23 protein-coding genes and 2 tRNA genes are annotated in these 23029 nt (G+C 73.2%); 12 read left to right on the forward strand and 13 right to left on the reverse strand.

The features are described from left to right. Positions 1-276: 276 nt before the first annotated feature. The 3 genes from BM314_RS06855 to BM314_RS06865 form a co-directional block, all read right to left on the reverse strand. A tRNA-Ile gene (locus BM314_RS06855) sits at positions 277-352 on the reverse strand. A gap of 75 nt (positions 353-427) precedes the next feature. After that, positions 428-946, reverse strand: a complete 519-nt coding sequence (locus BM314_RS06860; RefSeq protein ID WP_091977639.1) for a hypothetical protein — start codon at positions 944-946, stop codon at positions 428-430. A gap of 378 nt (positions 947-1324) precedes the next feature. Further along, a tRNA-Glu gene (locus BM314_RS06865) sits at positions 1325-1400 on the reverse strand. Positions 1401-1562: 162 nt separating this feature from the next. On the opposite strand from BM314_RS06865, the gene cobU reads away from it, so the two are divergent. From cobU to BM314_RS30525, 5 genes are all read left to right on the forward strand, one after another. After that, positions 1563-2105: a bifunctional adenosylcobinamide kinase/adenosylcobinamide-phosphate guanylyltransferase gene (gene cobU / locus BM314_RS06870; RefSeq protein ID WP_170868058.1), complete on the forward strand. Its 543-nt coding sequence runs from the start codon at positions 1563-1565 to the stop codon at positions 2103-2105. Continuing rightward, the gene (cobO, locus tag BM314_RS06875) at positions 2102-2704 is read left to right on the forward strand and encodes a cob(I)yrinic acid a,c-diamide adenosyltransferase (protein WP_091977583.1); all 603 of its coding nucleotides are present in this window, start codon (positions 2102-2104) and stop codon (positions 2702-2704) included. The genes cobU and cobO overlap by 4 nt, the downstream gene beginning before the upstream one ends. Before the next feature lie 35 nt (positions 2705-2739). After that, a complete protein-coding gene (locus BM314_RS06880; RefSeq protein ID WP_091977585.1) occupies positions 2740-4182 on the forward strand; it encodes a cobyric acid synthase in 1443 nt (480 codons plus the stop codon). Positions 4183-4260: 78 nt separating this feature from the next. Next, positions 4261-5607, forward strand: coding sequence for an MFS transporter (locus tag BM314_RS06885; protein WP_091977586.1), 1347 nt, complete (start codon positions 4261-4263; stop codon positions 5605-5607). A 101-nt stretch (positions 5608-5708) separates the two neighbouring features. Beyond that, positions 5709-5885: a hypothetical protein gene (locus BM314_RS30525; RefSeq protein ID WP_010687019.1), complete on the forward strand. Its 177-nt coding sequence runs from the start codon at positions 5709-5711 to the stop codon at positions 5883-5885. A gap of 41 nt (positions 5886-5926) precedes the next feature. Here the strand turns inward: BM314_RS30525 and BM314_RS06890 are convergent, their stop codons facing one another. Both BM314_RS06890 and cbiB read right to left on the reverse strand, forming a co-directional pair. Then, on the reverse strand, positions 5927-6841 hold the full coding sequence (locus BM314_RS06890) for an NAD(P)-dependent oxidoreductase (protein ID WP_091977588.1): 915 nt from the start codon (positions 6839-6841) through the stop codon (positions 5927-5929). A 175-nt stretch (positions 6842-7016) separates the two neighbouring features. After that, the gene (gene cbiB, locus BM314_RS06895; protein ID WP_091977590.1) at positions 7017-8012 is read right to left on the reverse strand and encodes an adenosylcobinamide-phosphate synthase CbiB; all 996 of its coding nucleotides are present in this window, start codon (positions 8010-8012) and stop codon (positions 7017-7019) included. On the opposite strand from cbiB, the gene cobD reads away from it, so the two are divergent. Beyond that, positions 8004-9038, forward strand: a complete 1035-nt coding sequence (gene cobD / locus BM314_RS06900) for a threonine-phosphate decarboxylase CobD (RefSeq protein WP_051123785.1) — start codon at positions 8004-8006, stop codon at positions 9036-9038. The two genes, cbiB and cobD, sit on opposite strands and share 9 nt — an antisense overlap. Here the strand turns inward: cobD and BM314_RS06905 are convergent. Beyond that, the gene (locus BM314_RS06905) at positions 9031-10206 is read right to left on the reverse strand and encodes an MFS transporter (RefSeq protein WP_091977592.1); all 1176 of its coding nucleotides are present in this window, start codon (positions 10204-10206) and stop codon (positions 9031-9033) included. The two genes, cobD and BM314_RS06905, sit on opposite strands and share 8 nt — an antisense overlap. Before the next feature lie 333 nt (positions 10207-10539). Here BM314_RS06905 and BM314_RS06910 point away from each other — a divergent pair, with 333 nt between their 5' ends. The 3 genes from BM314_RS06910 to BM314_RS06920 all read left to right on the forward strand — a co-directional run bounded on the left by BM314_RS06910 (position 10540) and on the right by BM314_RS06920 (position 14031). Beyond that, positions 10540-10731, forward strand: a complete 192-nt coding sequence (locus BM314_RS06910; protein ID WP_012318462.1) for a hypothetical protein — start codon at positions 10540-10542, stop codon at positions 10729-10731. A 256-nt stretch (positions 10732-10987) separates the two neighbouring features. Beyond that, on the forward strand, positions 10988-12397 hold the full coding sequence (locus BM314_RS06915; protein WP_056524651.1) for a malonyl-CoA decarboxylase: 1410 nt from the start codon (positions 10988-10990) through the stop codon (positions 12395-12397). Between the two features lie 116 nt (positions 12398-12513). Next, on the forward strand, positions 12514-14031 hold the full coding sequence (locus BM314_RS06920; protein ID WP_091977593.1) for a malonate--CoA ligase: 1518 nt from the start codon (positions 12514-12516) through the stop codon (positions 14029-14031). 170 nt (positions 14032-14201) lie between these two features. Here the strand turns inward: BM314_RS06920 and BM314_RS06925 are convergent, their stop codons facing one another. The 4 genes from BM314_RS06925 to BM314_RS06940 form a co-directional block, all read right to left on the reverse strand. Beyond that, positions 14202-15014 (reverse strand): hypothetical protein, encoded by an 813-nt coding sequence (locus tag BM314_RS06925; RefSeq protein WP_091977595.1) that lies wholly within the window; start codon positions 15012-15014, stop codon positions 14202-14204. Positions 15015-15143: 129 nt separating this feature from the next. Then, complete coding sequence (locus BM314_RS06930) at positions 15144-15515, reverse strand: DUF3618 domain-containing protein (RefSeq protein ID WP_020095580.1); 372 nt, start codon at positions 15513-15515, stop codon at positions 15144-15146. Positions 15516-15520: 5 nt separating this feature from the next. After that, a complete protein-coding gene (locus BM314_RS06935; protein ID WP_170855257.1) occupies positions 15521-15970 on the reverse strand; it encodes a phage holin family protein in 450 nt (149 codons plus the stop codon). Between the two features lie 4 nt (positions 15971-15974). Further along, on the reverse strand, positions 15975-16520 hold the full coding sequence (locus tag BM314_RS06940; protein ID WP_082557795.1) for a hypothetical protein: 546 nt from the start codon (positions 16518-16520) through the stop codon (positions 15975-15977). A 430-nt stretch (positions 16521-16950) separates the two neighbouring features. Between BM314_RS06940 and BM314_RS06945 the strand changes: the two genes are divergently transcribed. Continuing rightward, positions 16951-18372 carry an alpha,alpha-trehalose-phosphate synthase (UDP-forming) gene (locus tag BM314_RS06945; protein WP_042672419.1) on the forward strand — a complete coding sequence of 474 codons (1422 nt, stop codon included), beginning with the start codon at positions 16951-16953 and terminating at the stop codon, positions 18370-18372. A 54-nt stretch (positions 18373-18426) separates the two neighbouring features. Then, positions 18427-20550, forward strand: a complete 2124-nt coding sequence (gene glgX / locus BM314_RS06950; RefSeq protein ID WP_091977597.1) for a glycogen debranching protein GlgX — start codon at positions 18427-18429, stop codon at positions 20548-20550. A gap of 45 nt (positions 20551-20595) precedes the next feature. Here the strand turns inward: glgX and BM314_RS06955 are convergent, their stop codons facing one another. Together BM314_RS06955 and BM314_RS06960 are read right to left on the reverse strand one after the other, a co-directional pair. Continuing rightward, on the reverse strand, positions 20596-21540 hold the full coding sequence (locus BM314_RS06955; protein ID WP_012318471.1) for a ribose-phosphate pyrophosphokinase: 945 nt from the start codon (positions 21538-21540) through the stop codon (positions 20596-20598). Between the two features lie 226 nt (positions 21541-21766). Further along, positions 21767-22003: a DUF4170 domain-containing protein gene (locus BM314_RS06960; protein ID WP_020095575.1), complete on the reverse strand. Its 237-nt coding sequence runs from the start codon at positions 22001-22003 to the stop codon at positions 21767-21769. Between the two features lie 184 nt (positions 22004-22187). Between BM314_RS06960 and BM314_RS06965 the strand changes: the two genes are divergently transcribed. After that, complete coding sequence (locus tag BM314_RS06965) at positions 22188-22583, forward strand: hypothetical protein (protein WP_056524642.1); 396 nt, start codon at positions 22188-22190, stop codon at positions 22581-22583. A gap of 22 nt (positions 22584-22605) precedes the next feature. On the opposite strand, the gene BM314_RS06970 is transcribed toward BM314_RS06965, so the two are convergent. Then, the gene (locus tag BM314_RS06970) at positions 22606-22854 is read right to left on the reverse strand and encodes a hypothetical protein (protein ID WP_091977598.1); all 249 of its coding nucleotides are present in this window, start codon (positions 22852-22854) and stop codon (positions 22606-22608) included. Positions 22855-23029: the final 175 nt, after the last annotated feature.

The raw sequence follows: 23029 nt of genomic DNA on the forward strand, positions 1-23029 counted from the left end.
GCGGTCGAGCGCCTTGCGATCCCAGCGATTTGTGCCCCTCATGGCTCGAGGCACGATTTCTTTCCGTACCTAGTCGTCGAAGGCCGACACCGAACCGCAGCCGCAGTACTCCGCGGCCTGCTATCAGCTCAGCCCTCGAGGCAACATGCCAAGGGGCAGCTTCGTCATGCCGGGCTCCGGTGCTCGCCTGCGTCGGACTTGCGGAGTCTGACGCCCGGCGCCTCGCCGTTCTCTTTGATGAAGATGTTCCGGCCGCCTCAAGGGCGACCTGCAAAGTGGTAGGCGCGGCAGGACTCGAACCTGCAACCAGACCGTTATGAGCGGTCGGCTCTAACCATTGAGCTACAGGCCCAAGCGCCCGCATAGCCACCTACGGCCTGCGGGCACAATCTGCGCCTTCTTAAGGGAAGCAGAGGAGTGGACGATCCTACTCAGCCGCCTCCGCTTTGCCACCATGCTCCTGATCGGCATCGCCCTCGTCCTCATCGTCCGAGGCGTCATTCGCCGCTACGGCCGCAGGAGTGCCGGCGCGGTAAGTGTCGCCCTGCCGCTCCAATTCACCGCTGTTAGCCATCACGCTGAGGTACGTGTTCAGGGTGCTGGCCGCCACGTCTGTCAGGCGCTCGCTGATCTCAGCGTGTGTCAGACCCTCAGAGCCAGCTTCCTCAAGGAGCGCCTTCAACCGCCCCTTGGCAGAGTTGGCGCGCGGTCCCCGGGGACCACGGCCCCCTCGAGGCCGGTCCTCACTCGCCGGCGCGCGACGGCGAGTCGACAGATCGTCGGCGGGCTCGTCCAGCGGTATGCCTTCCACGATAGATGCGAGTGACCGCTCAGCGAGGCGGAGTTTCGTCAGCTCGCCGCTCACGCGCTCGTACTCAGCCTCAAGGCTCTCGCGCTGGTGCCTTACGTTAGCCAAGGCCTTCGCGAGCGTGTCGTCATTTGCCATCGGCGACTCGACTTCTTCCTTCTTGGCGCTCGGGATCAGAGGCGCGGTTGCAAACCGTATCATTGCGCTCCCCTGGTTCTCGCGATGCTGAACGTGACGCCTGCCCGAAGCCTCTCAACGTCGTACGGCATGCAGTCACGCCCCGTTGATGCGATTTCCCGCTCACTTCGTTCCGTCGTGGCTCTGGGATCGCCCAGAAACGACAGCGGCATCGTGGTCGTGTGAAACTGCGAGGTTCCGCCACTGTCTGGCCGGCCACGCTAGCAGCGTCTTACTCGTCGACGCGCTCAGGCTGCACTCACACATGCTGTCGAGATCGGCTGTGTGAGACGCCAGTGTGAGCCGCGCTAGCAATTTCAGCTAAGTGCTTGATTTTGCTGGCGCGCCCTACGGGAATCGAACCCGTGTTTTCGCCGTGAAAGGGCGACGTCCTGGACCGCTAGACGAAGGGCGCTCTGGCTGGGCCGGGGTTCTATAGTCGGACCGGAGACGCCCGGCAACCGTCCAGGCGCGGCACAGGTGCCACAGGTCCCGAGTTTGCAGGTCCTGAGGTCACAGACCCTGACTCTGTCGGTCCTGCGTTTGACCGCGCGCCGGGTTGGGGCGATGGAGAGCCATGCCCCAGCCCACTCCTCGCATGACCCTCGTCCTCGGCGGGGCGCGGTCCGGCAAGAGCGCCTACGCGGAGGGGCTGATCGAAGCCTGCCCCGGCCCGTGGCTCTATCTCGCCACCGCCCAGGCCTTCGATGACGAGATGGTCGACCGCATCGCCCAGCACCGCGCGCGGCGCGGCGGCGCCTGGCGCACCCGCGACGTGCCGCTCGCCCTGCCGGAGGCGGTCGCCGAGGCCGAGGGACCGGTCTTGGTCGACTGCCTCACGCTCTGGCTCACCAACCTGATCCTGGCGGAGGCCGACGTGGCGGAGGCGACGGCGCGGCTCCTCGCCGCCTGCGCCGACGTCCCGGGCCCGCTCGTGCTGGTCGGCAACGAGGTCGGGCTCGGGATCGTCCCCGACAACGCCCTCGCCCGGCGATTCCGCGACGCCGCCGGCCGCCTCCACCAGCAGCTCGCCGCGCGGGCCGACCAGGTCGTCCTGACCGTGGCCGGCCTGCCGCTGGTCGTGAAGCCGCGAACCTCTGAGACAGGAGCCTCCGCATGAGCGACGACGCCGCGCGCCACCGCGAGAAGATGGAGAAGCGCAAGGCCGTCCAGGACGCCGAGGTCGCGGGCAAAACCCTCGAGAAGGGCCTGCTCCTCGTCCATACCGGCCCCGGCAAGGGCAAGAGCACGGCGGCTCTGGGACTGATGCTGCGGGCGCTCGGCCGCGGCTGGCGGGTCGGCATGGTGCAGTTCATCAAGGGCGGCTGGGACACCGGCGAGCGCCACGCCGTGGCGGCCTTCGGCGAGAGGGTCGTGTGGCACACCCTCGGGGAGGGCTTCACCTGGGAGACCCAGGACAAGGCGCGCGACATCGCCGCCTGCCGCCACGCCTGGGCAGTCGCCGAGGGGCTGATGGCCGACCCCACGATCCGCCTGCTCGTCCTCGACGAGCTCAACATCGCGCTGCGCTACGATTATCTCGACCTCGACGCGGTGCTGGCCGCCCTGCGCGCGCGCCGGCCGGACCTGCACGTCGTCGTCACCGGCCGCAACGCCAAGCCGGCCCTGATCGAGGCCGCCGACCTCGTCACCGAGATGGGCAGCGTCAAGCACCACTTCGCCGCCGGCGTGAAGGCGCAGGAAGGGATCGAGTTCTGAGCCCGCCGCGCGCGACGGCGCCCAGGAAGGCCCTGATGATCCAGGGCACCGGCTCCGATGTCGGCAAGTCCCTGATCGTGGCGGGGCTGGCGCGCGCCTTCACGGAGCGGGGCCTGAAGGTCCGGCCGTTCAAGCCGCAGAACATGTCGAACAACGCCGCCGTCACCGCCGACGGCGGCGAGATCGGCCGGGCGCAGGCGCTCCAGGCCCGAGCCGCCCGGGTGGCACCCTCCGTGCACATGAACCCGGTCCTGCTGAAGCCGCAGAGCGAGGTCGGCTCCCAGGTGGTCGTGCAGGGCCGGATGGTCGCCACCGTGAAGGCGCGCGACTACCAGGCCTGGAAGCCCCGGCTGATGTCCACCGTCCTCGACAGCTTCTCCCAGCTCGCGGACGAGGCCGACTTGGTTCTGGTCGAAGGCGCGGGCTCGGCGTCGGAAATAAACCTGCGCGCGGGCGACATCGCCAATATGGGCTTCGCCCGGGCCACCGACACGCCGGTGGTGCTGGTCGGCGACATCGACCGGGGCGGGGTGATCGCGAGCCTCGTCGGCACGAAGGCCGTGATCGACCCGGCGGACGCCGCGATGGTCGCCGGCTTCCTCGTCAACCGGTTCCGCGGCGATCCGAGCCTGTTCGCCGACGGGATGCGGCTGATCGCCGAGCGGACCGGCTGGCCGGCGCTCGGCCTCGTGCCGCACTTCCCCGACGCCGCGCGCCTGCCGGCCGAGGACGTGCTGGGCCTCGCCGGCTCGGACCCGCGCGGGGCCGGCTCCGTCACGGTGGCGGTGCCGGTGCTGCCGCGCATCGCCAATTTCGACGATCTCGACCCGCTGCGGGCGGAGCCGAACGTGTCGGTGGTGCTGGTCCGGCCCGGAACGCCGATCCCCGCCGAGGCCGCCCTCGTGCTGCTGCCGGGCTCCAAGACCACGATCGACGACCTGGAGGCTTTCCGCCGGGAGGGCTGGGACGTCGACCTGCGCGCCCATGTCCGCCGGGGCGGCCGGGTGCTCGGCCTGTGCGGCGGCTACCAGATGCTCGGAAAGAGCCTCGCCGACCCGCACGGGATCGAGGGGGCGCCGCGCACCGTGGAGGGCCTCGGGCTCCTCGCCGTCGACACCGTGATGTCGCCCGAGAAGCGCCTGGCCGCCGTCACCGGCACGAGCCTGCCCGACGGCGTGCCGTTCTCCGGCTACGAGATGCATATCGGCGCGACCGCGGGCCCCGACGCGGCCCGGCCGCTGCTGCGCCTCGCCGACGGGCGCCCGGACGGGGCGGTCTCGGCGGACGGGCGCGTGGCCGGGACCTACGTGCACGGCCTCTTCGCCGACGACGCCCAGCGGGCGGCGTGGCTCGCGCGCCTGGGCACCGTCTCGGCGGGCGCCGGCTACGAGGCCGGGGTCGAGGCGGCGCTGGACGGCCTCGCGCGACACATCGCGGCCCATGTCGACTGCGACCGCCTCCTGGCGCTTGCCCGGTAGGCGGGGCGCGGGCCAGGGATTACTCTGTGTTATGCCGGCCCCGCCACGAAGGGCCGCACGCCCCCGGAGGAACGCCCCATGCCGCCCACGCCGTCCCCCGCCGGGGAGGATCTCGCCGCGAGCACCGTCCGGACCGTGACCCTGCGGCTCATGCCGCTCCTCGGCCTGCTCTACCTGATCGCCTATATCGACCGGCAGAACGTCTCCTACGCCAAGCTGGAGATGGTCGGCAGCCTCGGCCTCTCCGAGACCGCCTACGGGCTCGGGGCCTCGCTGTTCTTCCTCGGCTACTTCCTGTTCGAGGTGCCGGCCAACGTCTTCCTGGAGCGGGTCGGCGCGCGGATCTGGTTCGCCCGGATCATGATCACCTGGGGGATCGTCACCGTCCTGCTGGGCTTCACCCAGGGCACGGCGATGTTCTACGGGCTGCGCTTCCTGCTCGGCGCCGCCGAGGCCGGCTTCTTCCCCGGCGTGCTGTTCGCGCTGACCCTGTGGTTCCCGCAAGCGCACCGGGCGCGGATGATCGGCTGGTTCATGATCGCCAGCGCCATCGCCAACGCGGTCGGTGCGGCGATCGGCGGCGCGCTGCTGGGCCTCGACGGGCTCCTCGGCCTCCAGGGCTGGCAGTGGGTGTTCCTGGCCACCGGCGCGCCGGCGATCCTCATGGCCGCGGTGGTGCTGTTCGTCCTGCCGGACGGCCCCGAGACCGCAACCTGGCTGTCGCAGGCCCAGCGCGACTGGCTCGCCCGCACGCTCCGGGCCGAGCGCGAGGACGGCGGCCACGTCGACCACGGCAACCCGTTCGCGGCGCTCCTCGACCGGCGGGTGCTGATGCTCGCCGGGGTCTACGTCTCCCTGCCGCTCGCCGCCTACGGCCTGGGCTACTGGCTCCCCACCGTGGTCAAGGGCTTCGGCGTCTCGAACCTCACCAACGGCTTCCTCAACATCATCCCGTGGCTCGCCACGGCCTTCGCCCTGTGGTGGGTGCCGCGCCACGCCGCCCGCACGGGGGCGCAGGGCAACGCCCTGACCTGGCACGTGGTCGGGCCGGCGCTGGTCGGGGCGGCGGGCCTCGCGCTCTCCGTCGTCCTGCCGGGCAACGCCGTGAAGTTCGCCTGCCTGTGCGTGGCCGCGGCCGGGACCTTCGCGGCTCAGCCGGTCTTCTGGTCGATGCCCGGGACGTTCCTGCGCGGTGCCTCGGCGGCCGCCGGGATCGCGGCGATCAATTCGGTCGGCAATCTCGGCGGCTTCGTCGCCCAGAACGCCGTGCCGTTCATCCGCGACCAGACCCAGAGCGACCTCGTGCCGATGCTGTTCCTGGCCGCCTGCCTCGCCGTGGGGGCCGGCCTCATGTTCGTGGTGCTCTCCGCCCTGCGCCGCGACGCGGCGCGGCGGGCGGTGCCGACGGCCACGAGACCGGCCTGAACACGGTCCGGATTCGTGCGTTATCCTTCCTCAGGCCGGCACGACCGGCAGGATGATGCAGACCCGCAAGCCCGCGGGCCATCGTCGAGGAGGGCACCGCGATGAGTCAGGGATTTCCGCTCATGATCCTCGCCTTCGGGACGCTCGGCGGCATCTGGTTCCTGGCCGCCGCGGCCCGGAAGCAGGTCGCCGACGCGAAGGGGAGCCCGGAGCGCTCCAGCGTGATCCACCACCACGGCGGCGAGCCGCGCCCGAACATGCAGGGCACCGAGCACTAGGAGAGCCGGGCACCGGGGCGGCCGCTCCCGCGGCGCAGCTGTCAGCCGGCGGCGATCCGCCGGCAATGGCCGAGGGCGGCGCCGATCAGGTTGTCGCTCGCCTCGGGCGTGCGGAACGCCGAGTGCGCCGACAGGGTGACGCTGGGCAGGTGCGCCAGCGGGTGATCCGCCGGCAGGGGCTCGACGGTGAACACGTCGAGCCCGGCCCGCGCCACGTGGCCGGTGCGCAGGGCCGCGACCAGGGCGTCCTCGTCGAGCACCGCCCCGCGGGCGGTGTTGATCAGCATCGCGCCGGGCTTCATCGCGGCGATCCGCGCGGCCGACAGGAAGCCGCGCGTCGCGTCGGTCAGGAGCAGGTGGAGCGAGACCACGTCGCTCTCGGCGAGCAGGCGGTCGAGCGGGACGAAGTCGACGCCGGGATGGGTCTTCGGGGTCCGGTTCCAGGCGAGCACCCGCATTCCCACGCCCCGGCAGAGGCGCGCCATCTCGGCCGCGATCCCGCCGAACCCGACGAGGCCGACGGTCTTGCTGGTGAGTTGGATCCCCTCGGTGCGCAGCCAGGATCCGGCGCGCATCGCCCGGTCCATCTCGGGCAGGCCGCGGGCGGCGGCCCACATCAGCGCGAAGGCGCACTCGGCGACCGCCGTGTCGCCGTAGCCCTTGATGGTGTGGACGGTGACGCCGAGGGCGTCCCGGAGCGCCTCCGGGTCCATGTAGCTGCGGGCGCCGGTGCCGAGGAACACGACGTGCTTCAGGCCCGCGCAGGCCCGGGCCACGTCGAGGGGGAGGGCGGTGTGGTCGATCACCGCGGTCTCGGCGCCGTCGAGGATCGCGGGCAGGTCCTGCGGCGCGATTCCGGGATCCGCGTGGATCGCGAAGGGCGGATCGTCCGGCCGCAGCAGCCGCCGGGCCACCGCCGCCAGGGTCTCGCTGGCATCCACGAACACGGCACGCATCGGCGTCTCCCTCATCCTGCCCCGTCCGGCCACGATGCGTCGTGTGCGCGGGCCGTGCCAAGGCCCGATCGGGAATTGCCGCCGTCTCTGCGAGCGGAGCGAAGCGATCCCGTCGGCGCCACGATCTCAGAGGTCGCGCGGCCCTGGCGCGCTTCGCTCCGCTCGCGAGGACGGCTCAGCCGGTGAGCGACAGGCAGAGCGCGAGGAGCGCCAGCACGAGCCCGCCCTGCAGCCAGCAGGCGGTGCGGTAGAGGGCCAGCGCCCGGGCGATGTCGTCGGCCGTGGCGGCGTCCCGGCCGTCGCCCATATGGGCGTCCGGGACGAGGGCGCCGTCGTAGACCCGCGGCCCCGCGAGCCGCAGGCCGAGCGCCCCCGCCATGGCGGATTCGGGCCAGCCGGCATTGGGCGAGCGGTGCCGGCGCGCGTCCCGGGCCATGGCCCGGAGCGCCCCGCGCGCGTCGGCGCCGCGCAGGGCCGCCGCCCCGGCGATCAGCAGGCCCGCGAGCCGGGAGGCCGGCAGGTTCACGCCGTCGTCGAGCCGGGCCGCCGCCCAGCCGAAGGCCTCGTAGCGCGGGCTGCGGTGGCCGATCATGCTGTCGGCGGTGTTGACCGCCTTGTAGACGGCGCCCCCCGGCAGGCCGAGGCAGCCGATCCAGAAGGCCGGCGCCACGATCCCGTCGGAGAAGTTCTCCGCTAGGCTCTCGATCGCGGCCCGGCAGACAGCCGCCTCGTCGAGGCGGTCGGGGTCGCGCCCCACGATCATCGCCACGGCCCGGCGCCCGGCCTCCAGGCCGCCCGCGCGCAGGGCCGTCTCCACGGCGGCGACGTGCTGGTGCAGGCTGCGCTGCGCCGGCAGGCTCGCGCCGAGCAGGCCGAGGAGGAGCAGAGCGGGGAGGGGGCCGGCGAGCCCCGCCAGCGCCGTGACGGCGAGGGCGGCCGAGCCGACCGCGGCGAGGAGCAGCGCCAGCGCGGCGCAGCCGGCGACCCGCCGCCGGCGCGCCGAGCCGCGGTTGAGGCCGCGCTCCAGGGCGGTGATCAGCCGGCCGATCCAGGTGACAGGGTGACCGGCCGCCCTGTAGAGCGCGTCGGGATAGCCGGCCGCCGCCTCGATCCCGAGGGCGACGGCGAGGACGGCGAGCGTGTCGGCGAACGTACCGGGCAGATGGACCATTCGGTGTGGAGCGTTCCCGCGCGTGAGGCCGCCCCGATCGCGCATGGCGGCGATCTCGGCGGGCTCCGACAAGCCTTTCCCGACGCGCCGGAGCCCTGGCTCGACCTCTCGACGGGGATCAACCCGGTCCCCTATCCCGTGCCCGCGCTGGAGGCCAGCGCCTGGGCGCGCCTGCCCGAGGCCGCCGAGGTCCGCGCGCTCCGGGAGGCCGCCGCCGCGGCCTACGGCGCGCCGGACGCCGACCACGTCGTGCCCGCGCCCGGCACGCAGGTCCTGATCGAGACCCTGCCCCGGCTCCTGGCCCCGACCCGGGTCGCGGTTCTCGGGCCGACCTACGCCGAGCACGCCGCCGCCTGGGCGCGGGCCGGGCACGCGGTGGCGGAGGTCTCGAGCGTCGACGCCCTCGGCGCGGCCCGGGTGGCGGTGATCGTCGATCCCAACAACCCGGACGGGCGGACTCATCCCCTGGCCGAGCGCCGGGCCCTCGCCGCGGCGCTCGGCCGGCGCGGCGGCCTGCTCGTCGCCGACGAGGCCTTCGCCGACCTCGAGCCGGTGGAGAGCCTGTGCCCGCACGTCTCCGCACCGGACTCGGGGCCCGGCACCGTGGTGCTGCGCTCCTTCGGCAAGACCTACGGGCTCGCCGGCCTGCGCCTCGGCTTCGCGGTCGCCGAGCCCGGCACGGCGGCCCGGATCGCCGCGGCGCTCGGACCCTGGGCGGTGTCGGGCCCGGCCCTGGCGATCGGGCGCGCGGCCCTGTCGGACGCGGGCTGGCGCGTCGAGGCCGCCCGGGCCCGGGCCGCGGATGCGGGCCGCCTCGACCGGATGATCGCCCGAGCCGGCGGCCGGGTCGTCGGCGGCACCTGCCTGTTCCGGACCGCCGATTTCCCCGACGGGCCGGACCTCTACCGGCGGCTGGCGGCGGCCGGCATCGCGGTGCGGCGCTTCGCCGGGCGCCCGGAGCGCCTGCGCTTCGGGCTTCCGCCCGACAGGGCGGGCTGGTGCCGGCTGTCGCGGGTGCTCAAGTAGGCCGAGCCCCCGGCGGGTGCGGGTCGCGGGCCGCCACGAGCACGGCCAGCGCCGAGAAGGCGAGGCCGACCGCGCAGACGCCCGGCCAGCCGACGAGCAGGAAGGCCTGCGAGCCGGCATAGGCGCCGACCGCACCGAACACGAACAGGGTCGTGAACAGCACGGTGTTGATGCGGCCCCGTGCGCCCGGGACCAGCGCGTAGGCCCGGGTCTGGTTGGCGATGAGCGCGCCGTTCATGCCGATGTCGATGAGCAGCACGCCGAGCGCCACCGCGGCGAGCGACCACGTGCCCCCCGCCCAGAGCACGACGAAGGACAGGGCGACCAGCAGGCTGCCGCCGAGGACGACGGGCTTCGCCCCGCGCCGGTCGGTGAAGCGGCCCGAGATCGGCGCCACGAAGGCGCCGCAGACGCCGATCACCCCGAACAGCCCGGCCCCGGCCGCGGTGAGGCCGAAGGGCGGCGCCTCGACCAGCAGGGCCAGGGTCGCCCAGAAGGCGTTGAAGCCCGCGAACAGCAGCGCCTGCGACAGGCTCGCCGTGCGCAGCACCGGCTGCGTGCGGGCGAGGTGCAGGATCGACAGCATCAGGGCGCGGTAGCGCAGCGGGTGCGTCTGCACCGTGTGGGGGAGGGTAGCCCGCGCGATGCCCGCCATGGCGAGCGCCAGCACGGACGCGACGAGGAAGACGGGCCGCCAGCCGAGATGCGCCCCCAGGAAGCCGCTCGCCGTGCGGGCGAGCAGGATGCCGGTGAGGAGCCCGGTCATGACCTGGCCAACGATCCGCCCGCGGCTCGCGTCCGGGGCGAGCTCGGCCGCGAACGGGACCGCCTGCTGGGCCGCGCAGGACAGCACGCCGACCACCAGATGGGCGAGCGCGAGGCAGGCGAGGTTCGGCGCGAGGCCCACGGCGAGCAGGGCCAGGGCGAGGCCGAGGCACTGCCCCACGATCAGGGCGCGGCGCGGCAGGGCGTCGCCGAGCGGCACGAGCCCGACGATGCCGAGCCCGTAGCCGACCAGGGCCGTGGTCGGCACCCACAGGGCGGCGCGGTCGCCGAACTCGGCCACGATCAGGCCGAGCAGCGGCTGGTTGTAGTAGATGTTGGCCACGGCCCCGCCGGCGATCAGCGTCAGGCCGAGCCGGGCCTTCGCGTCGAGGGGTGCGGTCACGGCCGGGTCGGGGGCAGGCGGGTGGGCCGCCGCGGGAGAGCCATGGTCGGGTCCGTGTCGGGAGGGCGATCGGAGCGGCGAGCGATACGGGCGGAGCGCGCCGCCGGGCAAGCTGCGGCGATGCATCCCTGCCGGGACGCCCCGCGCCCCTTCACCGGAGCCGGCGGCGCACCATATGCAACAGACGCAGCCGGCGCCGCCCCCATGCCAGCGGGCGCCGCGACCGATGCGCCGGGCGCCGGGCCTCGCGAGGTTTACGGACCGGACTACGAACGAGAGGGCGGTTTCGTTCCGTGCGAACGGCGCCGGGGCCGCCGCAGCAGGGAGTACGGGATGCCGAACTACCGCGTCGACTTCGCCAAGGAGATCCTCGGGGTGCCGTTCACGATCGGCTCGGTCGCGATCGCGCGGGCCCGCGATCCCGAGCGCGCCCGCCGTGCCGCGGAGCTGCGCTTCGCCCGCCAGCACGGCGTCGGCGACTGGCGCGAGCGGGCGGACCTCGCCACCGTGGCCGAGCGGCTCTGACGACCGTCCGGATCCGTCCCACCACCCCCGTCACACGATGGTCGTGCCGCGCCCGCACACGGGGAGCCCCGTGGGGAGCCCCGCGTCGGCGACCGGTCAAGCTCTGGTCGCGGCGGCCGCGGCGCCGTAGAATGGCGGGCGGATCGGGATGCCCGCCGGCGTCCGGATCCCGTTCCGTCCGCGCCCGACCGACGAGCCGGCGTCGCGGGACCGGACACGTCTCGAATCCGGGTCATCGGGGGTCAGTGCGAAGGTCATGGCGGCGATCTCCTTCTTCGGCGACCTGCTTCAGACCATCAGCGAGCGCGGCCGCGACCTGATCGGGATCGGGCGCGGCGACATCGGGCCCCGGGCGAGCGCCGGCGACCTCGTCAAGCTCTGCGAGGACCTGATCTCCCGGCGCGGCGAGGCCTCCGGGGTGGCGCTGGCCCGCCTGATCCTCGACCGCTACGCGAGCTTCGGCCAGGCGGAGCGCCACGCCTTCCTGCGGGCCATCGCCCTCGACTTCGACGCGGACCACGCCGCCGTCGACGAGGCCATCGCCGCCTACCGCGCCGCCCCCTCCCGCGCCCGCCTGGGCAGCCTGCACGAGGCCGCCGAGCCGCGCAGCCAGGAGCTGATTCGCCGCCTCAACCTCGCCCGCGGCGGCACGCTGAGCCTCGTACGGATGCGCGAGGACCTGTTCGACCTGCGCCGGGCCCTGCGCGCCGGCGACGAGGCCGACCCCGCCCTGATGGACGCCGTCGACAGCCTCGACTGCGACTTCGAGCACCTGTTCGCGTCGTGGTTCAACCGCGGCTTCCTCGTGCTGCGCCACATCGACTGGACGACGCCGGCGCACATCTTGGAGAAGATCATCCGCTACGAGGCGGTCCACGCCATCTCCGGCTGGGACGACCTGCGCGCCCGCATCGAGCCGCCGGACCGGCGCTGCTTCGCGTTCTTCCACCCGGCGCTCGCCGACGAGCCGCTGATCTTCGTCGAGGTGGCGCTCACCGACCAGATCGCCCCGGCGATCGCCCCGATCCTGTCGCAGGAGCGCAAGCCGCTGCAGCCGCAGGCGGCCACCACGGCGGTATTCTACTCGATCTCGAACTGCCAGAAGGGCCTCGCCGGCGTCACCTTCGGCAACTTCCTGATCAAGCAGGTGGTCGAGGACCTGACCCGCGAGGTCCCCACGCTCAAGACCTTCGTGACGCTCTCGCCGGTGCCGGGCTTCGCCGCGTGGCTGGCGCGGGAGCGCCGGGCCGACAGCCCACAGGGCCTGCTGCCCGAGGATGTCGAGACCCTGCGGGCGCTGGACGACCCGGCCTGGCCGGCCGACAAGGCCCGGGCCGAGACGGTGCGCCGGGCGCTGATCCCGGCCGCAGCCGCCTATTTCCTGCGCGCCAAGAACGAGCGCGGGCGCCCCCTCGACCCGGTCGCGCGGTTCCATCTCGGCAACGGCGCGCGCCTCGACCGGATCAACTTCCTGGGCGACACCTCCAAGAAGGGGCTGGCGCAGTCCCACGGGCTGATGGTCAACTACCTCTACGACCTCGCGGCCATCGAGCGGAACCACGAGACCTACGCCAATCTCGGCACCGTGGTGGCGGCCCCGGCGGTGACTCGGGAGCTGCGCGCCAAGCTGCCGCCGCCCCGGGCCGTCGTGCTCGCCGAGGCGTAGGCGTCGCGACTCACCGGACCGCGCGGACGACGCGCCGCCGGAAAGGGCTCGCCGAGGGGGCCTCCGGGCGGCTATGGGTGCGCGCGACCCATAGCCCGTGATAGCCCAGCCTCACGATGACGAACTACCTCTTCTCCCTGGTGCGGGACGGCGCCGCCGATCCCGCCAAGACCGTGATCGAGACGCCGGACGGGCGCCGCTACGCGTACGCGGACCTGATCGCCCGCTCCGGCGCCTACGCGGCGGCCCTGCAGGCGGCGGGCGTCGCGCCCGGCGACCGGGTGGCCGTGCAGGTCGAGAAGAGCCCCGAGGTGATCTTCCTGTATCTCGGCGCGGTCCGGGCCGGCGCCGTGTTCCTGCCGCTCAACACCGCCTACACCCCGGCGGAGATCGGCTACTTCCTGGGCGACGCCGAGCCGACCGTGTTCGTCTGCGACCCGGGCCGGCGCGACGCGCTCGCCGAGGCCGCCGCCGGCGTCCGGCAGGTCTGGACCCTCGACGCCGCAGGGGGCGGCAGCGCCGCGGAGGCCGCTGACCGGGCCGCCGATGCGGGCGCCGCCTTCGCGGACGTGCCCCGGGGTCCGGAGGATCTCGCGGCGATCCTCTACACCTCGGGCACGACCGGGCGCTCCAAGGGCGCCATGCTGACCCACGACAACCTCGCGTCGAATGCCCGGACGCTGGTCGCGTACTGGCGCTTCACCGCCGACGACGTGCTGATCCACGCCCTGCCGGTGTTCCACACCCACGGCCTGTTCGTGGCGACCAACACGGTGCTGGCGAGCGGCGGCTCCATGCTGTTCCTGCCCCGGCTCGACCCGAAGCTGATCCTGAGCCTGATGCCGCGGGCGACCGCCCTGATGGGCGTCCCGACCTTCTACACCCGGCTCCTCAAGGAGCCGGGCCTGACGCCGGAGGCGGCCCGGGGCATGCGCCTGTTCGTGTCGGGCTCGGCGCCGCTGCTCGCCGAGACGCACCGGGAATGGCAGGCCCGCACCGGCCACGCCATCCTCGAGCGCTACGGCATGACCGAGACCAACATGAGCACCTCGAACCCCTACGCGGGGGACCGGGTCGCCGGCACGGTGGGCTTCCCCCTGCCGGGCGTGTCCCTGCGGGTGGTCGATCCCGAGACCGGCGCGGCCCTCGGGCCCGACGCGGTCGGCATGATCGAGGTGAAGGGCCCGAACGTGTTCCAGGGCTACTGGCGCATGCCCGAGAAGACCGCGGCCGAGTTCCGGGCCGACGGGTTCTTCATCACCGGCGACCTCGGCAAGGTCGACGGCCGGGGCTACGTCCACATCGTCGGGCGCGGCAAGGACCTGATCATCTCGGGGGGCTTCAACGTCTACCCGAAGGAGGTCGAGACCGAGATCGACGCCCTGCCGGGCGTGGTCGAATCCGCCGTGATCGGCCTGGCGCACCCGGATTTCGGCGAGGCCGTCACCGCCGTGGTGGTGGGCGGCGTCGGCTGCCCGGACGAGGCCGGCGTGCAGGCCGCCCTGGAGGGGCGCCTCGCCCGGTTCAAGTGCCCCAAGCGCGTCCTGTTCGTGGACGAGCTGCCGCGCAACACGATGGGCAAGGTCCAGAAGAATCTGCTCCGCGAGGCGCATGCGGGGCTGTACCGGGACTGACGCGCCGTCCTGTCAGAAGGGTCGACGGAGCGAGGATCCGGCCACCGCGTCGCTGCGAGCGGAGCAATCCAGGCGGCGCCACGCTGCTCGACGTCGCGCAACTCCGGGGCACGTCGCCTCGCCCGGGATGACGGCGCCGAGGCCCCCACGGAGGGGCCCCGGCCACCGAATCAGAGATTGTGCTGCGTGCGCTCGCCAGCGGGCGGCGTGTGGCTCTCCGGTTCGACCACCTTGCGGGCGGCGGCGTTGAGGTTGTCCGGGTCGAGGGCGGTCTGGACGAACTCGCGGCCGATATTGGTCACCTCGCGGGCGTAGCGCAGGCCCTGGTCGCGGACCTCGTCAGCCCAGGGACCGATGCTCCGGTCCTCCTGGCGGGTGCGCGGCAGCAGCGCACCGAGGAGCAGGCCCGCGGCCACGCCGACGACGCCGACGAGGAGCGGGTTGTCGTCCACGAAGCGCTCGACGGCGGTGCGCCCGCGGTTGATCCCCTCGATCCCCTGGTTGGTCAGGTCGTCCAGCGCCCGCATGTTGCGGCGATGGAGGGCGCCGGCCCGCTCCCGGGCCTCGTCGTAGGCCGCGGTGGCGCGGTCGCGCGCCTGATCGGCCGCCCCGCCGAGGCGGTCGTTGATGTCGTCGGCGAGGCCCGAGACGGTGCGGCGCGCCTGCCCGGCGAACTCGGTGGCCCGGTCGCCCGCCGCCCGGATGCCGTCCTTCGCGGCCGAAGCGGCGTCCTGGGCGGCGTCCTGGGCAGTGTCATGGGCGGCGTCGTGCGAGCCCGTCGCCGCGCCGGGCCGGAGCGGGTCGTGCAGGCCGCGCGGATCCGGCCGGAGTGTGAAGTCGCCCGCGGCGGTGCCGGGCGCGCCCGGGTCGCCGAGGCCGGCCGGATCCGGCCGCAGGCTCTTGTCGTCGGCGCCGTGCGGCATCCCCGCCGCGGCGGCGAGCTGCTCGGGGGTGCTGGAGGGGATACCCGGCTTGTCGGTCATGGCGCTGTCCTCAGATGTCGGTCTCGCCGGCCCGCCTTCGGCGCCGGTCTGCCCGGTCGTCCGGCCGGGCGGCACGGTGTCTCGTCCCGGACCCGGCCGGATCCGGCCGGACCTGGACGGGTCCGGTCCTCAGATCTCGGTCGTGTCCAGCGGATCGCGGGCCGGGCGGACCGTCGGGCGGTCGGGGTCGTAGCCGCGGGCCGCGCCGGTGTTCAGGGTGGGCACGCGCTCGGCCGAGACCTCGGTGCGGCGCCGCTGGGCGTCGCGGGCCATCCGGTTGAACAGCAGGCCGACGCCCGCCGCGATCAGCAGCACCGGCACGGGATTGCGGCGCACCGCCTCCAGGGCCGAATCGTAGGTCGTGTTCAGCGCCGGCACCCGCCGGGCATTGCCTAGCATCTCGTCCACGAGATTCGGCACCGAGAGCCGGCCCTGGATGCGGTCGATCGTGTCGTCGAGCCGGGCGCGGCTCTCCTCGATCTCCTTCTCGAGGTCGTTCATCGTACTCATCCGGACACGCGCTCCGAGAGGGCTTGGGCATCCTGGCGGACCTGGCGCGTCGTGCGCTTCGGGGCCAGGGTCGAGAGGGAGAGGACGCTGCGCGCCCACAGGGCCATCCCGAGGGCGAGGAGCAGCAGAACGCCGCCGACGATCAGGGCCGAGAGCCACTCGGAGCCTACGATGGTGGCGAGCCACTTCACGAAGGCGCCGATCAGGACCAGCAGGGCGACCACGGCGAACACCGCCGAGCCGACCATGCAGGCGAGGCCGACGATGAGCTGGCGGACGTTGCCAGCCATCTCGGCCCGGAACAGCGCGATCTCCTTGCGGGCGAGCTCGTTGGTCTCCCGCAGGGCGTCGCCGATCAGGCTCTGGATGCTGGAGGGGCCCGTGGCTGGGCCCGTGGAGGAACCCGTGGAGGGGCCCGCCTGGCGCGGGTCGGAGCCGTAGGTCATGGCGTCAGGCCCGGAAGCTGTCGCGGGCGTCGCCGTCCGGCGCCTCCGGCGGCAGGCTGGACGACTTGATGAAGCGGGCGGCGATCAGGCCGGCCACGAAGGTCCCCACAGCGACCGCCACCGGCGCGCGCCGGGCGAAGGACTCGGCCTCGCTGTAGAACTCGCCGAGGCTGCGGCGCTCGATCGAGGAGCCGAGTTGCTCCAGCCCGTCCGCGGCGCTGTCGAAGAAGGCGCGGACGTTCGGCTTGTCGCCGAGATCGCGGCCGGAATTGCGGATCGTCTGCGCCAGGTCGTGGACCGACTGCGCGGCGTCGCTCTTGCGCTGCTCGACGTAGCTCTGCGCCTGCAGCCGGGCCGCGTCGAGCAGACCGCGCCCGCGCTCGGCCGCCACGTCGGCGAGCCCCTCGACGTCGCCCTGGAGGGCCCGCCACTGCGCGCGCTCCTCCGCGGCGGTGTGGGGCGCGTCGTGCGGCGCGGCGTGCGGCCCCTCGCGGTGCGGATCCGCGATCGGATCCGCGGGGGTGCCTTGCGGTAACTCGTTGCCGGCCATCTCGAAAACACTCCTCGCGGCGCGGGGACGGGGCCGCTCGCGGCGACCGCGGGCCCCGCGATGGCTGAGTAACCGACTCGGCTGTCGCGGGTTCCGGTCCCTGTGCGCCCTTCCGATGCGTGCGCGGGGTCCGGCGCGACGGGCGGCACCGCTCACGCGCCGTTCAGGCAAGATCTGCCAGAACCGCCACGCTTGTACAACGCTTGCATGGGGCGCCCGACCGGGGCGCCCGACCGGGACGGAGCGGCCGCCCTGTCCCGGAACGGCAGGGCCTCGACTTGACCCGCGCCCGGCTTCACGCTTGGGTTGCGGGACGACCGACAAAGGATCGCGCAGGGCCTCCGCGCGTTCTGACATAATAGTGACGTCCCGATGCAGGCGCGGCGAGATCCTCGACCCGACCCGCGCCCCTGATCCGGAGCCGACCCGCGTGGCACGCCTTGTGATCGTATCGAACCGCGTCGCCGTCCCGGAGGAGGGCGGCAAGGCGGTGGCGGCGGGCGGCCTCGCCGTCGCGGTCAAGGAGGCCTTCACGGCCTACGAAGGTCTGTGGTTCGGCTGGAGCGGCACCATCACGGACGAGCCGTCCGAGGAGCCGACGCTGATCGACCGGGGCCGGGTCCAGTACGCCGTCGTCGACCTCTCGCCGCAGGATCACCTGGAATACTACGCCGGCTTCGCGAATCGCGCCCTGTGGCCGATCATGCATTACCGGCTCGGGCTCGGCGCCTTCTCGCGCTCGGACTATGCCGGCTACAGCCGCGTGAACCGGACCTTCGCGCGGGCGCTGGCCAAGCTGGTCGAGCCCGACGACATCATCTGGGTCCACGATTACCACCTGCTGCCGCTCGCCGCCGAGCTGCGCGGACTCGGGCTCGACAACCCGATCGGCTACTTCCACCACATCCCCTGGCCCGCCGCCGACGTGTTCAACTCGCTGCCGGCGAGCGGCGAGCTCCTGCGCGCCATCGTCGACTACGACCTGATCGGCCTGCAGACCGAGGCGGACGTCCAGAACCTGCAGCGCAACCTCGTCGATACCCAGCGGGCGATCCCGCTCGGCGGCGGCTCGCTGATGGTCGACGGCCGCCGGACCCGGATCCGCGCCTTCCCGATCGGCATCGACGTCGCGGGCTTCAAGGAGGCCGCCGAGAAGGCCAATTCCAACAAGGTCGTGCGCGAGACCATCGCGGGCCTGCGCACCCGCAAGCTGCTGATCGGCGTCGACCGGCTCGACTATTCCAAGGGCGTGCCCGAGCGGATGGAGGCGGTGGAGAGCTTCTTCGCCTCGAATCCCGACCAGCGCGGCAACGTCACCTACATCCAGATCACGCCGAAATCCCGCAGCGAGGTGCCGGAATACGAGCAGCTCGCCCGCGAGGTGAACGAGAAGGTCGGCGAGATCAACGGCTCGCTCGGCGACCCGGCCTGGACGCCGATCCAGTACATCACCAAGGCCTATCCGCGGCCCGTGCTGGCCGGCCTCTACCGGGCCGCCCGGGTCGGGCTCGTCACGCCGATGCGCGACGGCATGAACCTCGTCGCCAAGGAGTACGTCGTCGCCCAGAGCGAGGACGATCCGGGGGTGCTGGTCCTGTCGAAATTCGCCGGCGCCGCCCGGCAGCTGCCCGAGGCGCTGCTGATCAACCCCTACGACCGGTTCGAGGTCGCCGAGGCGATCCGCGCGGCCCTCTACATGCCGAAGGCCGAGCGGCTGGCGCGCTGGAAGCCGATGGTCGAGCGCATGACCCGCGAGGACGTCGACTGGTGGGCGCGCAACTTCCTGGCGGAACTCGAGAACTTCCGCACGGTCGAGCGCGAGCCGCCCACCGCCGCCGCGGCCGCCGAATAGCCGGCGCCTCCCGCTGCTCCCGCCCGCCGCCATCCGTGTGACCGGACGCCCCGCATGATCGCCGTCGACGACGGGGTGCCGGCACCGCTCGGCGCCCATTTCGACGGGCGCGGCGTCAACTTCGCCCTGTTCTCCGAGCACGCCACCGCGGTCGACATCTGCCTGTTCGAGCCGGGGGAGCGGCACGAGACCCGCACGGTGCGGCTGCCCTGCCGGACCGACGACGTCTGGCACGGCTACCTGCGCGGCGTGCTGCCGGGCCAGCTCTACGGCTACCGAGTGCACGGCCCCTGGGACCCGGCGGCGGGCCACCGGTTCAACGCCTCGAAGCTCGTCCTCGACCCCTACGCGCGGGAGATCCGCGGCCGGATCCGCTGGCACGACGCGCTCTACGGCCACCGCCGGGGCGGCGGGCGCGAGGACCGGATCGACCGGCGCGACAGCGCGGTCTACATGCCGCGCTGCGTGGTCACCGCGCCGGAGGTGCCCGACCTCGCCCTCAACCCGGTCCGCCGGCCGCTCGCCGAGACGGTGGTGTACGAGGCGCACGTCAAGGCGCTGACCCGCACCCATCCCGACATCCCCGAGGCGGAGCGCGGCACCTACGGGGCGCTCGCCCACCCGGCGATCATCGAGCACCTCGTCAAGCTCGGCGTCACCGCCCTGGAGCTGCTGCCGATCCAGGCCTTCGCGGACGACCGCTTCCTGGTGGAGAAGGGGCTCGTCAATTTCTGGGGCTATCAGCCCCTGGGCTACTTCGCCCCGGAGCCGCGCTACCTGGGGGAGGGCGGCCTCGGCGGCCTGAAGGCGGCGATCCGGGAGCTGAACGCCGCCGGGATCGAGACCTGGCTCGACGTGGTCTACAACCACACCGCCGAGGGCGACCATACCGGCCCGACCCTGTCGTTCCGCGGCATCGACAACGCCAGCTACTACAAGCTCGACCCTGCCGACCCGCGCCGCAACCGCGACTGCACCGGCTGCGGCAATACCTTCGACGCGAGCCACCCGCGGGTGATGCAGCTCGTGCTCGATTCGCTGCGCCACTGGGTCACCGCCTACGGCATCGCGGGCTTCCGCTTCGACCTCGCCTCGAGCCTCGGGCGGGCGCCCTTCGCCTTCACCCCGCAGGCGGCGTTCTTCCAGGCCGTGGCGCAGGACCCGGTGCTGGCGCGGGTCAAGATGGTGGCCGAGCCGTGGGATGTCGGGGAGGGCGGCTACCAGCTCGGCGGCTACCCGCGCGGCTGGAGCGAGTGGAACGACAAGTTCCGCGACGCCGCCCGGGGCTTCTGGAAGGGCGATTCCGCCACGCTCGCCAAGGTCACGCAGGGGCTGACCGGCTCGCGCGAGGTGTTCGCCCCGTCCGGGCGCTCGCCGCTGGCCAGCGTCAACTTCATCGCCAGCCACGACGGCTACACGCTCGCCGACACGGTGTCGTACGAGGAGAAGCACAACGAGGCCAACGGCGAGGACAACCGCGACGGCCATAACCACAACGTCAGCCGCAACTACGGCGTCGAGGGCGACACCGACGACGCGGCGATCCTCGCCCTGCGCGCCCGCCAGAAGCGCAACATGCTGGCGACGGTGATGCTGGCCCAGGGCGTCCCGATGCTGCTCATGGGCGACGAGCGCTCCCGCAGCCAGGGCGGCAACAACAACGCCTACGCCCAGGACAACCCGACGAGCTGGATGGACTGGAGCGTCGATCCGGATCCGGCCCTCACGGACTTCGTGGCCAACCTGCTGGCCCTGCGCCGGGCCCAACCGGCCCTGCGGCGGCGGCGCTTCTTCACGGGCGCGCTGATCGACCCCGACGAGCCCCTGCGCGACGTGCACTGGCTCTCCCCCGAGGGCATCGAGATGGAGGTCCGGCACTGGTCCGACGACGGGCTCCAGGTGTTCGGCATGCAGATCGGCAACGACGGCGACCCGGGCGAGCGCCTGCTGATGCTGTTCAATGCCGGGGGGGAGGCCGTCAGCTTCCGCCTCGCCCCGGTGATCGGCGGCCCGTGGACGCCGGCCTTCGACACGGGCGAGCCCGCGGGCGCCCGCCCCCCCGGCGCGCCGGCGATCGCGGCCGGGACCGCCGTGCCGCTGCCGGGCCGCACGGTCCTGGTGCTCACCGCGCCGGGCACCGAGACCGGCAACCGGGGCGGCTGGGTGCCGGGCCGGTAGGGGCGGGGCGCCTCAGGACCGGCCAGAATCGGCCGGACGGCGCCGTCAGTCGAACAGGCTGGAGACGCTGGATTCGGTCGCGGTCCGGCCGATCGCCTCGCCGAGCAGCGGCGCGATCGTCGCCACCCGGATGTTGCGGGCGAGCTTGACGGCCTGGGTCGGCTGGATCGAGTCGGTGATCACCAGCTCCTTCATCCGCGAGGCGGCGATGCGGGAGACCGCGCCACCCGACAGGACGCCGTGCGTGATGTAGGCCGAGACGTCCTTGGCGCCGGCGTTGAGCAGGGCCTCGGCGGCGTTGACCAGGGTGCCGCCCGAATCGACGATGTCGTCCACGAGGATGCAGGAGCGGCCCTCGACCTCGCCGATGATGTTCATCACCTCGGACTCGCCGGGGCGCTCGCGGCGCTTGTCGACGATGGCGAGCGGGCAGTCGATCCGCTTGGCGATGGCGCGCGCCCGGACCACGCCGCCGACGTCCGGCGAGACCACCATCCTGTCGGCGCTCGGCAGCCGCTCCTTGATGTCGCGCACCATCACGGGGGCGGCGAACAGGTTGTCGGTGGGGATGTCGAAGAAGCCCTGGATCTGGCCGGCGTGGAGGTCGAGGGTCAGGACGCGGTCGGCGCCGGCCTCCGTGATCAGGTTCGCCACCAGCTTGGCCGAGATCGGGGTGCGGCCGGAGGTGCGCCGGTCCTGCCGCGCGTAGCCGAAATACGGGATCACCGCCGTGATGCGCCGGGCCGAGGACCGGCGCGCGGCGTCGATCATGATCAGCAGCTCCATCAGGTGGTCGTTCGCCGGGAACGAGGTCGACTGGACGATGAACACGTCCTCGCCGCGCACGTTCTCCTGGAGCTCGACGAAGATCTCCATGTCGGCGAAGCGCCGGACCATGCACTTGGCGAGCGGCAATTCGAGATAGGCCGCGATCGCCTCGGCCAGGGGCCGGCTGGCATTCCCGGCGATGATCTTGATCGAGGATTTCATGGGCGGCCGCTCGCTCGCGGCCGGACCTCCCGCCGCTCTTGTTCAGACCGGTCTCCCGAGGAGCCGGAACGATCCGATGACGGGCGAGGCTCTTAGCAGCGGGCCGGAAGTGTCACAATGCCTTCACGGCCGCGCCCTCACCGCGCTCTTACCCCGCTCTCACCGCGGACGCGCGCGGCGGACCCGGCCCCGGACCCGGGTTCGGATCCCCGCGCGCCCGGTCCCCTCAGGGGGCCGGCGGCTCCAGCAGCCGGTGCAGGTGCACCACGAAGTAGCGCGTCTGCGCGCTGTCGACGGTGGCCTGGGCCTTGGCCCGCCACGCGGCCTGGGCGGTGGCGTAGTCCGGGAAGATGCCGACGATGTCGAGGTTCTTGATGTCCCGGAACCGGACCCCGTCGAGATCCTGCAATTCACCGCCGAACACCAAGTGCAGTCTCTGGTCGCTGTCGATTTCCGTCGTCATGGCCCGTCCTCCGTTCCTGCGCGGCGCTCGCAAATGGCGGGCCCGCGGTCAAGCCTGAACATCCGCAGGCGAGCCCCGAATCCGCCGCAGGTCTGCGGCGGCCGGGCGAGGGGGCCGGCCGGGGGGCTGAGCGTAGCGGCGCGGTGGATGCGCAACACCGGACGCGCCGTGCTACGAGCGGCCCATGACACGCCGCCTCCTCCCCGACGCCGTCCTCGTCGCGCTGGCCCTCGGCCTCGGCGCGGCGCCGGTCCAGGCCCAGCAGGCGCCCCGCGCGCCCCGCCCCGACAGGAGCGTCCCGGACCGGCGGGCCGGGCCGCCGGTGATCGGCTGCCCGTCGCTGGCCAATTACCGCATGCTGATGCGCGACGGTGCGGCGGCGGCCGCGGCGCACTTGGCCGACCCCAAGGCGGACCATCTCGGCTGCGCGGCGCTGGCGCGCACGGACCTCGCCGGCATCGTCGACAAGGTGACGCTGGGCGGCGCGAGCTACGACTGCGCCGCCGTGCGCGGCACCACGGCCTGCCACTGGATCGCGCCCGGGACGATTCCCGAAGGCCCCGCACCGGCCAAGCGCTGACGGTCGGCCGCGCGGCCCGCGCTCAGCGCAGGTGGCCGCTGGCGCGCAGGTCCCGCTCGACGGCGTCGTGGAGGGCCTGGAGGGGATTGTCGTTGATGGCGGCGGGCGGGTGCAGCGGCGCCATCGGGGCGGGCCGCGCGTCGAGCCCCGGCAGGATCGTGGCCTCGACGCCCGGCCGACGCGGGGGAAGTCGCACGGGCCGGCGCGCCGCGAGGGTTCGCAGCGCCTCGCGGGCGCCGGGCGGGAGGAGCGTGACGAGTCTGTCCAGCATGGCCGGCCTCAGCGCGCGCGGCCGGCCGCGGCCGGCGGGAACGGGACGGTGGCGGCGGATCGGTTCTTCACGCGGGCACCCGTGCGGGATCGATCGCGGGAAACGAGCCGGCACCCCCACAGTTCCGATGAAGCAGTATCGCGAATTTAATCGCACGTGTCGCCTGAATATCGGC

Origin of the sequence: Methylobacterium sp. 13MFTsu3.1M2, assembly GCF_900112625.1 — a bacterium.
Lineage (GTDB): Bacteria > Pseudomonadota > Alphaproteobacteria > Rhizobiales > Beijerinckiaceae > Methylobacterium.

Excerpts from the sequence above, each read along its gene's own strand:
- BM314_RS06860 (WP_091977639.1), bottom strand. The coding sequence starts at position 946 with ATGGCAAATGACGACACGCTCGCGAAGGCCTTGGCTAACGTAAGGCAC.
- cobU (WP_170868058.1), top strand. The coding sequence starts at position 1,563 with ATGCCCCAGCCCACTCCTCGCATGACCCTCGTCCTCGGCGGGGCGCGG.
- cobO (WP_091977583.1), top strand. The coding sequence starts at position 2,102 with ATGAGCGACGACGCCGCGCGCCACCGCGAGAAGATGGAGAAGCGCAAG.
- BM314_RS06880 (WP_091977585.1), top strand. The coding sequence starts at position 2,740 with ATGATCCAGGGCACCGGCTCCGATGTCGGCAAGTCCCTGATCGTGGCG.
- BM314_RS06885 (WP_091977586.1), top strand. The coding sequence starts at position 4,261 with ATGCCGCCCACGCCGTCCCCCGCCGGGGAGGATCTCGCCGCGAGCACC.
- BM314_RS30525 (WP_010687019.1), top strand. The coding sequence starts at position 5,709 with ATGAGTCAGGGATTTCCGCTCATGATCCTCGCCTTCGGGACGCTCGGC.
- BM314_RS06890 (WP_091977588.1), bottom strand. The coding sequence starts at position 6,841 with ATGCGTGCCGTGTTCGTGGATGCCAGCGAGACCCTGGCGGCGGTGGCC.
- cobD (WP_051123785.1), top strand. The coding sequence starts at position 8,004 with ATGGACCATTCGGTGTGGAGCGTTCCCGCGCGTGAGGCCGCCCCGATC.
- cbiB (WP_091977590.1), bottom strand. The coding sequence starts at position 8,012 with ATGGTCCATCTGCCCGGTACGTTCGCCGACACGCTCGCCGTCCTCGCC.
- BM314_RS06910 (WP_012318462.1), top strand. The coding sequence starts at position 10,540 with ATGCCGAACTACCGCGTCGACTTCGCCAAGGAGATCCTCGGGGTGCCG.
- BM314_RS06915 (WP_056524651.1), top strand. The coding sequence starts at position 10,988 with ATGGCGGCGATCTCCTTCTTCGGCGACCTGCTTCAGACCATCAGCGAG.
- BM314_RS06920 (WP_091977593.1), top strand. The coding sequence starts at position 12,514 with ATGACGAACTACCTCTTCTCCCTGGTGCGGGACGGCGCCGCCGATCCC.
- BM314_RS06925 (WP_091977595.1), bottom strand. The coding sequence starts at position 15,014 with ATGACCGACAAGCCGGGTATCCCCTCCAGCACCCCCGAGCAGCTCGCC.
- BM314_RS06930 (WP_020095580.1), bottom strand. The coding sequence starts at position 15,515 with ATGAACGACCTCGAGAAGGAGATCGAGGAGAGCCGCGCCCGGCTCGAC.
- BM314_RS06935 (WP_170855257.1), bottom strand. The coding sequence starts at position 15,970 with ATGACCTACGGCTCCGACCCGCGCCAGGCGGGCCCCTCCACGGGTTCC.
- BM314_RS06940 (WP_082557795.1), bottom strand. The coding sequence starts at position 16,520 with ATGGCCGGCAACGAGTTACCGCAAGGCACCCCCGCGGATCCGATCGCG.
- glgX (WP_091977597.1), top strand. The coding sequence starts at position 18,427 with ATGATCGCCGTCGACGACGGGGTGCCGGCACCGCTCGGCGCCCATTTC.
- BM314_RS06955 (WP_012318471.1), bottom strand. The coding sequence starts at position 21,540 with ATGAAATCCTCGATCAAGATCATCGCCGGGAATGCCAGCCGGCCCCTG.
- BM314_RS06960 (WP_020095575.1), bottom strand. The coding sequence starts at position 22,003 with ATGACGACGGAAATCGACAGCGACCAGAGACTGCACTTGGTGTTCGGC.
- BM314_RS06965 (WP_056524642.1), top strand. The coding sequence starts at position 22,188 with ATGACACGCCGCCTCCTCCCCGACGCCGTCCTCGTCGCGCTGGCCCTC.
- BM314_RS06970 (WP_091977598.1), bottom strand. The coding sequence starts at position 22,854 with ATGCTGGACAGACTCGTCACGCTCCTCCCGCCCGGCGCCCGCGAGGCG.